This is a genomic window from Rhodococcus sp. SB1D (assembly GCF_048573875.1).
Classification (GTDB): domain Bacteria; phylum Actinomycetota; class Actinomycetes; order Mycobacteriales; family Mycobacteriaceae; genus Rhodococcus_F; species Rhodococcus_F qingshengii.
The window spans coordinates 22,553-37,335 of record NZ_JBMAIQ010000006.1; the positions used below are offsets into that span (position 1 = coordinate 22,553).

The 14,783-nt window shown below is 62.9% G+C and carries 11 protein-coding genes; all 11 read right to left on the reverse strand.

The features are described 5' to 3' along the window. Window positions 1-47 precede the first annotated feature (47 nt). Entirely contained in the window at window positions 48-608 is a 561-nt protein-coding gene (locus ACN50D_RS14970) for a DUF779 domain-containing protein (protein WP_003942021.1), read from the reverse strand. Window positions 609-699: 91 nt separating this feature from the next. Next, window positions 700-2,223: an aldehyde dehydrogenase gene (gene adh, locus ACN50D_RS14975; RefSeq protein ID WP_007730158.1), complete on the reverse strand. Its 1,524-nt coding sequence runs from the start codon at window positions 2,221-2,223 to the stop codon at window positions 700-702. A gap of 143 nt (window positions 2,224-2,366) precedes the next feature. Beyond that, window positions 2,367-3,680 (reverse strand): helix-turn-helix domain-containing protein, encoded by a 1,314-nt coding sequence (locus ACN50D_RS14980; RefSeq protein WP_212633883.1) that lies wholly within the window; start codon window positions 3,678-3,680, stop codon window positions 2,367-2,369. A 105-nt stretch (window positions 3,681-3,785) separates the two neighbouring features. Next, entirely contained in the window at window positions 3,786-5,267 is a 1,482-nt protein-coding gene (gene mftG / locus ACN50D_RS14985; protein WP_212633884.1) for a mycofactocin system GMC family oxidoreductase MftG, read from the reverse strand. Next, window positions 5,264-6,661 carry a mycofactocin biosynthesis glycosyltransferase MftF gene (mftF, locus tag ACN50D_RS14990; RefSeq protein WP_007730153.1) on the reverse strand — a complete coding sequence of 466 codons (1,398 nt, stop codon included), beginning with the start codon at window positions 6,659-6,661 and terminating at the stop codon, window positions 5,264-5,266. The genes mftG and mftF overlap by 4 nt, the downstream gene beginning before the upstream one ends. Before the next feature lie 97 nt (window positions 6,662-6,758). Continuing rightward, window positions 6,759-7,451: a mycofactocin biosynthesis peptidyl-dipeptidase MftE gene (gene mftE / locus ACN50D_RS14995; RefSeq protein WP_054186896.1), complete on the reverse strand. Its 693-nt coding sequence runs from the start codon at window positions 7,449-7,451 to the stop codon at window positions 6,759-6,761. A gap of 98 nt (window positions 7,452-7,549) precedes the next feature. Further along, window positions 7,550-8,788, reverse strand: a complete 1,239-nt coding sequence (locus ACN50D_RS15000; RefSeq protein ID WP_212633885.1) for an HNH endonuclease signature motif containing protein — start codon at window positions 8,786-8,788, stop codon at window positions 7,550-7,552. A 42-nt stretch (window positions 8,789-8,830) separates the two neighbouring features. Then, on the reverse strand, window positions 8,831-10,780 hold the full coding sequence (locus ACN50D_RS15005; RefSeq protein ID WP_212633886.1) for a mycofactocin system FadH/OYE family oxidoreductase 2: 1,950 nt from the start codon (window positions 10,778-10,780) through the stop codon (window positions 8,831-8,833). Then, window positions 10,780-11,607 (reverse strand): mycofactocin-coupled SDR family oxidoreductase, encoded by an 828-nt coding sequence (locus ACN50D_RS15010; RefSeq protein WP_003941966.1) that lies wholly within the window; start codon window positions 11,605-11,607, stop codon window positions 10,780-10,782. The genes ACN50D_RS15005 and ACN50D_RS15010 overlap by 1 nt, the downstream gene beginning before the upstream one ends. Next, on the reverse strand, window positions 11,604-13,535 hold the full coding sequence (locus tag ACN50D_RS15015; RefSeq protein WP_054187799.1) for a mycofactocin system FadH/OYE family oxidoreductase 1: 1,932 nt from the start codon (window positions 13,533-13,535) through the stop codon (window positions 11,604-11,606). Before ACN50D_RS15015 ends, ACN50D_RS15010 begins: the two co-directional genes overlap by 4 nt. A gap of 26 nt (window positions 13,536-13,561) precedes the next feature. After that, window positions 13,562-14,740 carry a pre-mycofactocin synthase MftD gene (mftD, locus tag ACN50D_RS15020; RefSeq protein WP_003942047.1) on the reverse strand — a complete coding sequence of 393 codons (1,179 nt, stop codon included), beginning with the start codon at window positions 14,738-14,740 and terminating at the stop codon, window positions 13,562-13,564. Window positions 14,741-14,783 lie beyond the last annotated feature (43 nt).

Consider the following 14,783-nt stretch of genomic DNA (forward strand, 5'->3'; position numbering starts at 1 on the left):
ATGTGAGCGGTCCCGAGTCTGTTCAGATCTTCTTCAGGCTGCCGTTCTCAGGATCGGGCGGCCGCGCCCGGCACCGGGCAGGCGTCGACGGCCTCGGCGACCACCTGGGGAACCGTCGGGGGCAAAGGACGCACGCCCGCTTCCCAATCAGCGCCCACGAGAATGCTCGACGCGCCGAGTGCTTCGTTTTCGTCCGGTGTGAATGCCCTTGCTCGACTGAGGAATCTGAATCCTTCAGGAGACTCCAGGCTGAATCCACTGCCGCGGCCGGGCACGACGTCCAGCACCAACTGGGTGTGCTTCCAGGCTTCGAACTGTGATCCGGAAATCCAGACCTGTACAGCGTCGGTTCCGGTGGGAAGGTCTTCGGGAGTCTCACCGACAGCAAGTCGGAGATCGACGATTCCGAGTAGTACGTCACGGTCCCCGACGATGAATTCGCCTGAGGGATAACACATCGGGGCCGAGCCGTCGCAGCATCCGCCGGATTGATGCATCATCAGTTCGCCGTGAGTCCCGCTGAGGCGGCGCAGGAGGTCAGCCGCCCCAGCGGTGGTCACCAACCGGGGTGGAACGGCGCCGGTATCGGGTGTGTCCGTGGCGCTCATTCCAACCTCCGTGTGTTTGTGCAGGTTTCGCGTGTTGCAGTCTTGCTCACCGGCACCCGCAGCGAGGGGCTCACGGGTGCCGGTGGGTAGATCAGAAGAAGCCCTGAGCCTTCTGGGCGTAGCTGACCAGGAGGTTCTTGGTCTGCTGGTAGTGCGAGAGCATCATCAGGTGGTTCTCGCGGCCGATGCCGGACTGCTTGTATCCACCGAAAGCGGCGTGTGCCGGGTACTGGTGGTACGTGTTGGTCCAGACGCGACCGGCTTGGATGTCGCGGCCTGCGCGGTAAGCAACTCCGCCGTCGCGGGACCAGACACCGGCGCCCAAACCGTAGAGCGTGTCGTTGGCGATTTCGATGGCCTCGTCGTAGTCCTTGAACGAGGTGACCGAGACGACGGGTCCGAAGATCTCTTCCTGGAAGATGCGCATCTTGTTGTTGCCGGTGAACACCGTCGGCTGGACGTAGTAACCGCCGGACAGGTCTCCGCCGAGTTCGGCTCGCTCACCACCGGTGATGACCTTGGCGCCTTCGGCCTTGCCGATCTCGATGTACGAGAGGATCTTCTCGAGCTGATCGTTGCTGGCCTGGGCACCGATCATGGTGTCGGTGTCGAGCGGATCCCCTTGGCGCACAGCCTTGGTGCGGATGGCTGCCATCGCCAGGAACTCGTCGAAGATGTCTTCCTGGATCAGCGAACGTGACGGGCAGGTGCAGACCTCGCCCTGGTTGAGGGCGAACATCGTGAAGCCCTCGAGTGCCTTGTCCTGGTAGTCGTCGTTTGAGGCGAGAACGTCGGAGAAGAAGATGTTGGGGCTCTTGCCACCGAGTTCGAGGGTGACGGGGATAAGGTTCTGCGACGCGTACTGCATGATCAGGCGACCGGTGGTGGTCTCACCGGTGAACGCGATCTTCTTGATACGCGGGCTGGACGCGAGCGGCTTTCCGGCCTCGACGCCGAAGCCGTTGACGATGTTGAGAACACCGGCAGGCAGCAGGTCACCGATGATGCCGATGAGGTGCAGGATCGAGACTGGCGTCTGCTCGGCAGGCTTGAGCACGATGGCATTGCCGGCAGCGAGGGCGGGGGCAAGCTTCCACACGGCCATGAGGATCGGGAAGTTCCACGGAATGATCTGGCCGACTACGCCGAGCGGCTCGTGGAAGTGGTACGCCACGGTGTCGGAGTTGATCTCCGAGAGCGAACCTTCCTGTGCGCGAATAGCTCCCGCGAAGTATCGGAAGTGATCGATGGCGAGCGGAATGTCGGCGTTGAGGGTCTCGCGGATCGGCTTGCCGTTGTCCCACGACTCGGCGAGTGCGATGGATTCGAGGTTCTCCTCCATACGATCAGCGATCTTGTTCAAGATGATCGCGCGCTCGGCGACCGAGGTCTTGCCCCAGGCCGGAGCTGCTGCGTGCGCTGCGTCGAGAGCGAGTTCGATGTCTTCTGCGGTGGAACGAGCCACATCACAGAAATTCTGTCCGGTCACCGGTGTCGGGTTCTCGAAGTACTGACCCTTGACCGGAGCAACCCATTCGTTGCCGATCCAGTTGTCGTATCGAGACTGGAAGGACATGATCGCGTCGGCGGTACCTGGGCGGGCGTACACGGTCATTGCAAGCTCCTATGTAAACGTGTTCTTCCTGGGCGCACCCACCAAATCGGTGACTGCAATCCCACCCCCCGGCGGGGTGTGATTCACAACACTAGGAGTTGCAACGTTGCAAGTACGTTGCGTGCGAGAAACGCGGATGATTCTCAGATGCCCAATTGGCGGTCGAGGAGATCAATTCTTGCCTGGACCTGCGAATACAACGGAGATTGAGGATCCAACGTGGACAGGTAGGCCTCCCACACGACTGAGTCTTCGCGGCCGTGTACCGACGTGGTCCACCGGGCCAGAAGGTTGGCGTCACCTCCACGCAGCAGAGCTGCCTGGACCCTGGTGCGTAGTTCTTCCCGCACCTCTTCGATGCCGGGAGACGCCGAGCCCGCCAGCACCGGGCCCGAATACAGTTTCATCGCCGTCGCTGCGTCGCCTCGATCCAACGCTGCCCGCACCTCGCCGACATCTGTCGTGAACTCCGTGATGATCCGATAGGGGCGCGAAGCCAGCCGGTCGGCACCGAAAACCTTACGAAGCCGCGACATTTCCGCGCGAATGGTCACTGCGTCGAGCTCCCCCTCGTCGAGCAGGACCGCAAGGTGGTCGGAGCTGAGACCCTCCGGGTGTTCGGAAAGCAGAAGGAGAATCTCGGCGTGACGCTGCGAAATCGGGATGCGGTCACCGCCGCGAACCAGCATCGGCCGGCCGGCACCGAATGTTTCGAGGCGCGGAGCCGTGGCACTGAGCGGGATGGGCGAGTTCAAGAGATGGAATCGCAATTCCGATTCGGCGGCCGCGACAGTTGCACGGATCAGTGACAGCACTTCGGGAACCGCAACCCTGGGACCACCGGTGATGTCGATGGCACCAAGGATTTGACCAGTGGTGGGATCGTGGACGGGTGCGGCCGAACAACTCCAGTCGTGCACGGTTCGGTTGAAATGCTCGGATCCGAAAATCTGTACGGAGTGATCGAGAGCAAGCGCCGTTCCCGGCGCATTGGTGCCGACACGATCTTCGCTCCAGTCGGCGCCCTCGACGAAGTTCATGGACAACGCCTTGTCCTTGGCCGAGTTGTCACCCTCCACCCAGAGCAATCGACCGTGTGCGTCACTGATCGCGATCAGTAGTCCGGTCTCGGCAGCATCTTCCACCAGGAGTTTCCGAATCACCGGACGGATCAGTGACATGGGATGCGCGGAGCGATACTTTTCGAGCTCCAACCCTTCGAGCATCTCAGGGTTGCCGACCACATCGGGATTTACCCCCTTGTTGCGGCTCCGCATCCAGGACTCGAGTACGACCGAGCGGACATGGGAGTCGTCGGTCAGCCCCTGGCCGGGCACGCCGCGAGCATCGATGAACGACTGATGGGCAGACGAAAGTCGCCGCGCGAGTAACGCGACGTCATCGCCTGGCCTGACCGCCACCCACGGGTTGCCGGGCACAGCCTGTTCACGTGCCATATTTTGCGTTCCTCCGCTCCGTGGACCACTGTAACGCCGATCACAACCCATAGGCGAGAACGACCATTCGGTATGACTGCCGACCCAGCCTGCTGCCCCTCGCGGTCACTCGTCGCCGAGCAGAATGGCGCTTGCTCGTTCCGCGACCATCACCGCGGTCGCATGCGGGCCGCGGGTCGGGATCGTCGGCAGGATTGACGTGTCAACAATACTGAGTCCTTGCGCGCCGATCACACGGCACCGACCGTCGACGACTGCGAACGGGTCCGCCTCGGCACCCATCACGCAACTACCGGACATATGCAGCGACGTTCCCAGGCGGGATTCGACCCACTCATCGATGTACTCCACGACGGGGCGATCGATCAACCCCGTCTCGGCGATCGACTCGAGAAGATTCTCGGCGATCCGCATCCCTTCCCGAATGGCAGCTCGATCGTGCGCCGACGCGACGTAGTTGTACCGAATACGCGGCGCCCCAGCGGGATCCCCCGATGCCAGCTCGATGCTTCCCCGGCTGTGCGGCGCCATGAGGACCACTCCGACGCCGTGGTCCATGCGAGGCACACCGGGAACCAGGTCTGTGAAAGATGCGGTGTACGGACGGATTTCGATCTCAGCGAGGTTGAGGGCTGTCTCCAGCACCGGAGTCTGCGATCGAATCGTGCGGGGCTTCGAAAAATGGTACGGCAGCAGCACTTCCGGGTGGTCGACGAAGTTCTGTCCGACGCCCGGTCGATCGAGAACGACGGAAACTCCTTGCTCTACAAGTTGTTCCGCTGGACCAACACCGGAATTGAGGAGAATGTGCGGTGTCGCCACCGCACCCGAACACACGACCACATGGTCGGCACGAATGCGTCGGACATTGCCGTCGTCGAGAACGTCGACGCCGATCGCACGGGTACCCGAGAACGCGATGCGAATGACGTTCACTCCGGATTCCACCCGCAGATTCGGCCGGTGCAACGCCGGCATCAGATACCCGATCGCCGTACTGATCCGACGATGATCCGACACGTTCAGTGGCACTCGGCCCACCCCGAACGAGTCCGGCGCATTCTTGTCGACGTCGTCGGGAAAGCCTGCTCCGAGCGCTGCCGCATGAAACTCGCCGCTCAGTGGATGTAGTTGGTCCCACGCTCGACGCTCGACCGGGATCGGTCCGGCGGTCCCGTGGAACTCGCCCTCGAAATCACGATCCGTTTCGGACTTCTTGAAGTACGGCAAGACGTCGTCGTATCGCCATGAACTCGGCCAATTCTCGAAATCAGCACGGGTCGCGCGGGTGAAGTACGCACCGTTGACGGCTCCGGATCCACCGAGTGTCCGCCCCCGCGCAATTGTGGACGCCCGACGCGGCGTCAGTTCGACCGGATAGGTCCACGTGTATTCGCTCGCAGGTCCGACCGGCAGTCGGTACGGATCACCCAGGACGTCCGGGAGTTCGAGCGCCGATCGATATCCGCTTCCCGATTCGAGGAGCATCACCGTGGCGGATGGATCTTCACTGAGCCTGGCTGCGACCACGCAACCACACGTGCCACCACCGACAACCAGGAAATCTGCGTAGTCGGCTTCTGTCACTTGGTGATTCGAGGTTTCAGCGCCGCCCAGTCGCGGGCGTCGAATGCGCCACGCCAGAGTCCGGCTCCATACGCGATGTCGTCGGCTCGTTTGAAGAAGACGTACCGAACCGGTCCCAGCCCGCCTGGCTCACGGTGGCGATACCAGTCCACCAAACCTTCGGTGACTGCTGCAGCGACGGCCAGCCGCCGAATTCGCCTGGAGGCGATCACCGCCAGGAGCGTCACGGGCCAGTAGTGACGACACATTGCCGAGGCGAGTTGCCAGAATCCGCCGACAACTCCCTGCGCGGTGAGGATCGCCGCGATCCGGGTGGGTTGACTCAGGCCGGTGAACATCTTTCGCAGCCGGTAAACGGTAAACAGCAAGGCGCCGAGTGCGCCGGCAAGACCGGAACGGGTCAGTGTTGCAGCGGCGATACACGCGAAGAGCGTCGAGAACGACATCGCCATCGGCGGAACCGAACCCTCGTGTCTTGCAGCCAACGGCGCCGCACCCGTGCCGTAGAACGCTCTCCTGGCGAACCACTTGTCGAACTGAACTCGATGATCGTGGGCGACATGCGCAACCGGTTCGTACCTCAGTCGCCAACCCGCAGCCTGCAGTCGCCAGCAGAAATCGACGTCCTCGGCTACTTCGAGACTCTCGTCGAAACCGTTGCATTCGAGTGCCACGTCGCGCCGGACGATCACGGCGGCGCTGGGGACATAGGCGACCGGACTGCCCGACTTCACCGCAGCTTCCTTGCGTCCGAGGTCGAGAGACGATCGCATGTTCTCGTACCGCGCCAGCGCCGTCCCGTACGGATCGAGGGCGACGATGCGGGGTGCAACAAGGGCAACCCCCGGATCGCTGAAGTGGCCCAACATCAACTCGAGCCAACCGGCACGCGGTATGACGTCGGAGTCCAGAAAAGCTACGAAACGTGTTTGGGCCGAACGCAATCCCGAGTTTCTCGCTGCCGAGGGTCCGCGGGCACTCTCGTGCCGGACCACTGTGATGGTGCCGGTGCCCGGGCAGGCGCGACGGGGCTCCACCGGCACTTCCGAACCGTCGTCGACAACGATGACGGTCAGATCCTTGAGGACGGGCAATAGGCGTTCGACGCCGGCCTGGTTGTCCTTGACCGGAATCACGACCGTGACATCGGCAGCGGACGGCGTCGACATCGGACGAGGATTCGCGACACCTGAATCGAGAAGGTGTCGCGCAACCGCAGCGCTCTGCTGATCGACCACCTCGAGGAAGCCGTCACCGATCATCGCCGCAGCCGTCGGCGCCAGCTTGAGCATCCGCGTCGGAGATCCGCCGATGAGTACCCGGCCACCCGAGTACGTGCGCACCTTGGGGTCCAACCGAATGCCGAAGCCGTCGGGGAGTCTTGCTGGTCGCATCAGATGATCGTAAGGGACGTAGCCCGTCGTGCTGCAACTCGTCGCAGCCTCGAAAGCCGTCGCAGGTGGACCGTCCGCCCCCACTCGGTCGTGGTCGTCACCGAAGCCTCCCATCTGGACCAGGCTCCCACCGGGCCAGTCCATCCGTCACGCGTCCTACCAACTCACCGAAGATGTATGCGCCGTCTTCGGCGGTAGCCCCGACTGGATTGCCGAGAACGCCGTTTTGCGACACAGCGACCATACCGCCCGAACGCATTCCTGGCATCAGGTCCGCGATAGGAGACAAATTTCCTGTCTCAGCAAGGCTCATGTGCACCAAATCGGGCGAAAGGTGCAGCAATAGGCTCGTTTCAGTGTGTCCGGCATGCGCGTCGGCACCCGGAACAGCGCACGGCGCCCAAGCAGCATCACGCCCCTCATACCGCAGAAGTGCCACCGCTTTGGCCAATGCGGGACCATTTCCGCCGTGGCCGTTGACGAACAGCACCCGCTTCGTCCATCTGAACGCCGACCTTCCGTATTCGACGACGACGGTTTCCATAGCCTCGGCACCGATCGAAATCGTGCCGGCAAACCCTTCGTGTTCGCCGCTCGCCCCGTATTCGATGGCCGGGGCCACGACGACGTCGGGCAGAGCCTGTGCGACTGCTCTCGCGATCCGAGTGTCGGTATCGAGAGGCAGGTGCGGTCCGTGTTGTTCGAAAGAACCGACCGGGACCACGACGGTGAGCGCAGTGCCCTCGAGCGCAGGACTCGGGATGGCAGCAAGGTCACGCGGAGAACTCATCCCCCGATCGTATTGGTGCGGGCCCCTCCCACCGCAACACTGCATGCGGATACACCGGGGGATTGTTGTGCCCCGGCGTATTCGTCAGTTGTCGCGGTTCACGCCGCTGTCGGTGGGCTGTTCCCACCGATCGGCTGCTGATACGGATCAACGGACATCGGTGGGTAGAACACCGATTTGCGATCCGGCCCGATCTCCACCCGCCACTCCGTGTGATGCAGCGTCCGGTGATGATGACCGGACAACAAGATCAGATTGTCGAGATCCGTTGGGCCACCATCGTTCCAGTGAACAATATGGTGGGCATCGCACCACCCCGATGGTGTTCCGCACCCCGGAAACGCGCACCCACCATCGCGAACCGCCAACGCCCGCCGCTGCGGAACTGTCGCCGTTCGCGCTTCCTTGCCGCAGTCGGGCGGAACACCATTCTCGTCCAACAAAATCCGCGTCACGGTGCAGTCGCAGGCGAGCATCCGTGCGGTGTCGATGCTGATCGGGCCCACCCAATCCGTCCACGCGAACCCGAGTTCCTGAGTGGACGGCAGCAAGTCCTTCAAGGACTGCAGATCTGTCATGTCTTTCGCGGACGCGGTCACCGTGATGTGCGGTTTCACTCCGCCTTCGATCGGACCCAACCCCGCCCGCTCGTACCGCCGCAGTAGTTCGCAGAACCCGTCCGCGCGCCGCAGCGCAGGCGTGCGGATGTCCTTGACCCCGTCCTTCTCCGGCGTCGGCGCAGACAGGCTCGACAACAACGTGATCAACCGTGCCCCGTTCACCGCATCCAGATCACCCTTCACCGACACGCGCCCGTACAAACCTTTCGACGCGTAGAACTCGTTACGCTCGGAATCCTCACCGACCGGAACCCCGTCCTCACGCTTGCCGTACTGCTTCTCGATCCGCCGAATCGCTGCCCGCACCGCATCACAATCGGCGATGTTCTTCGACGCCAACCCCAACAAGATCCCGCGGGCCTTGTCCACATCCGCCGAGGTCATGTTCTTCGGCGGATGCTGACAAAACGACGCCACCTGCCGCGCCTTCAACGCATCCACGTCACCACGATGAAACGCATCCGCGACAACAGGTTCGAGCATCAACAACCGCGCCAACCCGACCAGCAGACTGCACTCACCGATCTCCAGATTCGTCGAACCATGCAACCACTGCGCGATCGCCCGAAAACCCTTCCCGCCGAGAACCTCACGGGAAAACATCTCCACGATCAACAACACCATCCGCGACTGCAACTCGTGCCGGGCGCGCACCAGATCGAGAACCTCGCTCTTGAGGCCCACGCCATCCAGTTGCCACGCTTCCCGACTGTCCATGCTCAAAACATACTTTCGAGAACCAGAGACAAAACGGACGACTTATATCGCCAACGCGGCCCGATGCCCCTCGATGACGGCCGCGTGCGAACGCCTCGGAGACAAGGCGTCACCGATGCGAAATTTCTCGAAACAGCTTCCCTGCAAGGTGTTCCACAACTCGTCGACAGGTTCCTGCTGTGTCGCGAAGACCACCCAGTCGACTGCAACTTCCTCGGTCACACCCGTCGGAAGGTGAACCAAGCTCACGAGCGGCGAGGCCCCAGCGCTCACCGAAGTCACCATCAGATCTGTCCGTTGACCGATCGACTTCTCGAACGCTCGGCGGTTCCACCCCTCGAAATCCAGGGTGATGCTCAGGTCCTGCGCGACCACCATGCCGTTGGTCGCGATCGTGACGGCACAGCCTCGATCAGCGAGGAACTCCGCCACCGACGTACCTTGATGGAATCCCAGTTCGTCGTAGACGAGCACCGTTCCACTCGGCAGAATCTTGCCGTCGAGAACGTCTCGAACACCCACCACACGCTCTGATCCACCCGCCCACGCCGGTCGCACAGGCCGCGCTCCGGTTGCAATCACGACCACCTCGGGCGCGCGCTCCTCCACGATCGCGAGATCAGCTCCAGCATCCAACTCGATCGTCACACCGCTTCGGCGACACTCAGATTCGAGATTCCGGACGAGGTCGACGAGCTCACGGCGAGCCGGTACCACCGAGGCGGTAAGAATCTGTCCCCCAAGTCTTCGTTCACGCTCGAACAGCGTCACCGCATGACCTCGCTGGGCCGCTGTAGCCGCAGCTTGCAGGCCGGCCGGGCCACCACCGACCACCACCACCGTGCGGCCCCGTCGCCGCGGCATCGGCAGCGGTACCGATTCCCGACCGGCGCGCGGATTTTCGGTGCACCCCAACCAACGTCCCAGACCCATCCGCCCGACGCATTCCTGGTTGCAGGACAGGCAGGTTCGCACCTGTACCGATTGACCAGCACGCGCCTTGTTCACAAAATCCGGATCGGCGATCTGCCCGCGAACTACTCCCACCAGATCGCATACACCGTCCTCGAGTGCGGCTTCGGCTTGCTCCGGCGTCTTGAAACGGCCGACTCCGACGACTGGAAGATCGACGACCTCCCTGATCGCAGACGGGACGAAGTTGGCGTAGCCGGTGGGTACAGCCATCGATGCTTCGACCAGATGCAGTGTTTCCGTGGCCATTCCGACGGTGGTGTTGATGTAGTCGACGTAACCGTCAGCTTCGATGAGTTGAGCGGTGGCTACTGCGTCGGACAGTTCGATGCCACCCCGCGTACCTTCGTATCCACTCAGGCGCACACCGAGGACACGATCCGGGCCGATGGCCTTACGCAGTACCCCGAGCACTTCGAGAAGGAACCGTGCACGATGTGCCACGCCCCCGCCGTAGCGATCAGTGCGCAGGTTGGTCGAGGGTGCGAGAAACGCGCGCACGATGGACGACTGCGACGCCTGCAATTCCACCCCGTCGAAGCCACCGGCAACGCAGTTGCGCGCAACAAGGGCGAACCCTGCGAGAATCTCGGCGATGTCCGCGTCGTCGACAGCCTTGGGCACCTCGCGGAACAACGGATCCGCAACGGCGCTCGGCGCCAACAGCGGCGATCGCGAATAGGTTCCAGCGCCCTGGCCCCCATTGTGGTTGATCTGCGCGAGAATCGACGAACCATGTGCATGAACGGCGTCGGTGATCCGCCGGTATCCCTCGATCGCTTCGGGCCGATAGCCCGCAATCATCTTCTCGTACGGTCGATCCGAAGGATGCGTCGAGTGTTCCTCGGTGATGATCAGACCCGCACCGCCGCGGGCCCGCGCCTCGTAGTAGCTCGCGTGCTGCTCCGTCGGCAACCCGTTCTCCGCGTAATTGGTCAGGTGTGCGGAGAACACGACCCGATTGCGGAGTGTCAGGTTGCCCAGGCGCAGTGGCGCGAAGAGGCGCGGGTACGGCGTCATCAGACCTTGGAGTTTCCTTGATCGAGCGCGATATGACTTGCCGTGACGGTGCGGGAACCGTCACCGGCGAGCCACAGGACGGTATCGGCGATCTCGTCAGGTTCGGCGAAAGCGATGTCCGAGAGGATCGGAGTGAAGTTGGGAAGGTACTGCGGAAACTTTGCAAATACCTCGAGAGCGCCCTGGTCGACCCCCATCGGCGTATTCACTCCGTAAGGATGGATCGAGTTGACCCTGATCTTGTACTCCCCCAGTTCCTTTGCTGCGGCCTGCGTCAGACCGACGAGACCGAACTTGGCGCTCGCGTAGTGCGCCTGTCCGGGCAGCGCCTTGAGTCCGGCCACCGAACTGACCACGATGATCGATCCACCGCGCCCACCCTCGATGATCGCCGGCACCGAGGCCTTGAGGGTTTTCCAGACTCCGGTCAGGTTGATGTCGATCAGAGTTTCCCACTGTTCGTCCGACATTTCCCAGAATCGATTCCAGTTGCAGACCCCGGCGTTGGCGACCACGATGTCGAGACGTCCGAACTGTTCGACGCCGTCCTTGACCACCGCGGTGAGCGCTGCGCCGTCACGGACATCGACCTCGCGGGCGAGGATCTTCCCGCCCTCCGCTTCCACCAGACGTATCGTCTCGGCAAAGTCCTCGGAAGTTGCTGCGTCGTAGGAATTGTCCGACGCCACCGACGCGCATACGTCGACCGCGATGATCGCTGCTCCCTCGCGCGCCATCTTGACCGCGTGCGCACGTCCTTGACCGCGCGCTGCGCCGGTGATGAAAGCAACGCGACCTTCGAGCGAACGAACTGAACCCTGTGTCATGAGATAGCCCTCTCTGCAGAATTGAAACTCGTTCTAGTAGTAAACCCTGCAAAGCGCCCTTCGCGGATGGATTCGAGAACAGTTCTCGGGGCAACCGAGTCGCCCACCTGAATGTCGGCCTCTTCCTTCAGCGTTTCGTTCGGCAGACGAGGCGAGCAGTCGATCACCACCTCGCACTCGAGCTGTGACCGCTCGCCGGTATGGACGTGTTCGACGCAGACGGCCCCTCGAGCGATTTCGGTGACACGTGACGCGAGCACCCTGGTGATCCCGGCCTGCTGGATGCGCGTGTTGGCGCCGACCAGATCCCCACTCGCGCCGAGCCTCGAACCGACGATGCTGTCGGGAGTCACAATCGAGACGGAGATGCCATGGGCCGCGAGTGCTTCTGCGAGCGCCACCGCGATCGGTCCACCGAGGGGATCGATCAGCGCGACCGGACCCGGCCCCACGGTGCTCAACTTCTCGAAGGCTTCCGACGCATCCAACCACCGAACCGAATCGTCGACCGGATACGTCGGCGGCCTCGCAGCACTACCGGTGGCAACGACAACAAACTCGCCCCGGCTGCGTGCGTCACCCAGGTCTTGGGCGTCGAGCGCCGCCCCGGTCCGCATCGTCACGCCGCTACGACGGCATTCGTCCTCCAACCACTGCGCGAGGAGTGCGAACCGGCTACGGCCGTCACCTCGCGCAAAAGTTCGGATCATGCCGCCGAACTGCGATGAACTCTCGACGAGTGTGACCGAGTGCCCCGCCACCGCCGAGATCCGTGCGGCTTCCATCCCAGCGGGGCCACCCCCCACGACCAGCACGGCTCCCGGTGTCGAAATCTGCTCTCGCTCATCGGGGTCCACCGTCTCGAAACCCGCGCTCGGATTCCCGACGCACGTCACGACAGGATTGCGAGGATCAGGCACGAGGCACGTCTGATTGCAGAGCACACACGGCCGGGGACGATCGCCGCGCGCGGCTTTCACAACCAGGTCCGGGTCTGCGATCTGGGCCCGGGTCATCTCGACGAACTCACCTACTTCCAGCGCCGCGTGAGCGTCGGCGATGTCCACGACGCTCCCCTGCACGACAACAGGAATCGACAGAGCGGCCTTGACCTCACGGCACAGATCGAGGTTGAAGTTCGGCGGGCAGTGAAAATCGGGGCGGTACCGGTCAGACGAATAGAGTCCGCCACGAACGACGACAAGGAGATCGAGGAACGGAGACACTTCACGCGCGATACCGATGGCAAGATCGGGCGTCAGGCCCGCCCATGGAGCTTCCTCGTCACAGGACAACCGCAGGGAGACAACGTGATCCGACCCGACTTCCTCGCGCACTGCCGAGATGACCTCGCGAACAAGAGCAACGCGATCGCTACCGTATCGGTCTTGCCGAGTGTTGGTCAGACCCGAAAGGAATTGTCGCAGAATGCTTCGAGGACCGGCATCGAGTTCCACTCCGTCCATTCCCGAAGCGACGGCCAGCGCCGACGCCTCACGGAAGCCGACTATCAGCTGGTCGATTTCCGGCTGCCCCATTGCCATCGGCAACTCACGCGTCGCCGGGTCGGCCACTCTTGACGGTCCCCACAGCACCGACTGGGAGTATGCGCTCGATCCCTGCATGCCGGTATGACCGAGCCCGGCCAGAACCAGCGTTCCGTACGGAGCACATGCAGCCGCGATCGACTGCCACCCCGGGCCACATTGCGACGCCAACGGCGCCCGCTCGTACGGCCAGTCGTTCTCCGATACCGAGGCCACTTCGGTGACGACGATCCCGGTTCCGCCCTCGGCGCGGCGCTGGTAGTACGCACGGTGCCGATCGGAAAGCGAGCGTCCCACAGCAAGATTGGTCTCGTGCGGACCGAAAACAACCCTGGACCGGACGAGGCGTCCGGCCAGGGTCGTGTGTTCGTCGAGTGTCAACTCACAGCTCTATCGGAGCCGTAATCTCAGCTGGCACCCAATGTGCGTGTGAAGCCTTCCGGAATCACCAGGTCCGCCGGGCTCAGTTCGGTGATGGACGAGTGGCCGAGGCCCATCAGCCCCGAGTCGATGCCCATCCGCATGAGGTCGAGCACGTTCTCGACACCGGCCTGGCCGTTGGCCGAGAGGCCCCACAGGTAGGCGCGCCCGAGCATGACGGCCTTGGCTCCGAGTGCGAGCGCCTTGACGACGTCGCCGCCGCGTCGAATGCCGCCGTCGAGAACAACTTCCACCTGATCGCCCACGGCCTCGGCAATGCCCGGGAGCACACGGATCGGCGCCGGGGTGCCGTCGAGGTTGTTACCACCGTGGTTGGAGACCGAGATAGCGGAGACACCGGCGTCGACAGCTCGCTTGGCGTCGTCGATGCGCATGATGCCCTTGAGCATGAACGGTCCACCCCACTGCTCACGAAGCCAGGCGATGTCTTCCCACGTCGGAAGCGGAGTCTGCATCCACTCGCCGTATGCGCCGAAGAACGTCGGTGCAGGCTGGCCGGGAGCCGCGAGGTTGGGGGTGGTCAGGTCCGGGATCTTGCCGGTCTTGGCGAACTCGAGCAACCACTTCGGGCGCATGATTCCCTCGGGTGCGAACTGGAACATCGCCTTGAGGTCCATCTTTTCGGGGATGGACGGGCTGCCCCAGTCGCGACCGTACGAGAAGGACCAGTCGGTGGTGATGATCAGGCCCTTGGCACCGGCAGCGCGAGCGCGCTCCATACGCTGCAGGAGCACGTCGCGGCTGCCGACCCAATACATCTGGAAGAAGACCTGCGGGTTGGCCGCGGCAACTTCTTCGATGGACTTGCTGGCAAAAGAACTCAGTCCGATGGCTGTTCCCCGTGCTGCAGCCGCACGGGCTACCGCTACTTCACCGTCGGGGTGCACTGCCTGCACACCGGTCGGTGAAATCATGACGGGCAACGAAATGTCCTGACCCATAATGGTGGTGGACATCTCGCGCTTGTCCGACAGCCCGGCAGCGTGGGGAGCGAAACCCAATTCGCTGAATGCCGCGACGTTGTCGTCGACCGTCAGCCCTTTCTCGGATCCCGCTACCAACGCCGCGTACACGGACTTGGGCAACCTCTTCTTCGCACGGCGCTGTGCTTCTGCCACCGTCTCGAAGAAAGCATTCTTAGCCATTGAACTGACCTCTCTGGGGTGCAGCTTTCGCCGCACTGTCGGT

Excerpts from the sequence above, each read along its gene's own strand:
- ACN50D_RS14970 (WP_003942021.1), bottom strand. The coding sequence starts at position 608 with ATGAGCGCCACGGACACACCCGATACCGGCGCCGTTCCACCCCGGTTG.
- adh (WP_007730158.1), bottom strand. The coding sequence starts at position 2,223 with ATGACCGTGTACGCCCGCCCAGGTACCGCCGACGCGATCATGTCCTTC.
- ACN50D_RS14980 (WP_212633883.1), bottom strand. The coding sequence starts at position 3,680 with ATGGCACGTGAACAGGCTGTGCCCGGCAACCCGTGGGTGGCGGTCAGG.
- mftF (WP_007730153.1), bottom strand. The coding sequence starts at position 6,661 with ATGCGACCAGCAAGACTCCCCGACGGCTTCGGCATTCGGTTGGACCCC.
- mftE (WP_054186896.1), bottom strand. The coding sequence starts at position 7,451 with ATGAGTTCTCCGCGTGACCTTGCTGCCATCCCGAGTCCTGCGCTCGAG.
- ACN50D_RS15000 (WP_212633885.1), bottom strand. The coding sequence starts at position 8,788 with ATGGACAGTCGGGAAGCGTGGCAACTGGATGGCGTGGGCCTCAAGAGC.
- ACN50D_RS15005 (WP_212633886.1), bottom strand. The coding sequence starts at position 10,780 with ATGACGCCGTACCCGCGCCTCTTCGCGCCACTGCGCCTGGGCAACCTG.
- ACN50D_RS15010 (WP_003941966.1), bottom strand. The coding sequence starts at position 11,607 with ATGACACAGGGTTCAGTTCGTTCGCTCGAAGGTCGCGTTGCTTTCATC.
- mftD (WP_003942047.1), bottom strand. The coding sequence starts at position 14,740 with ATGGCTAAGAATGCTTTCTTCGAGACGGTGGCAGAAGCACAGCGCCGT.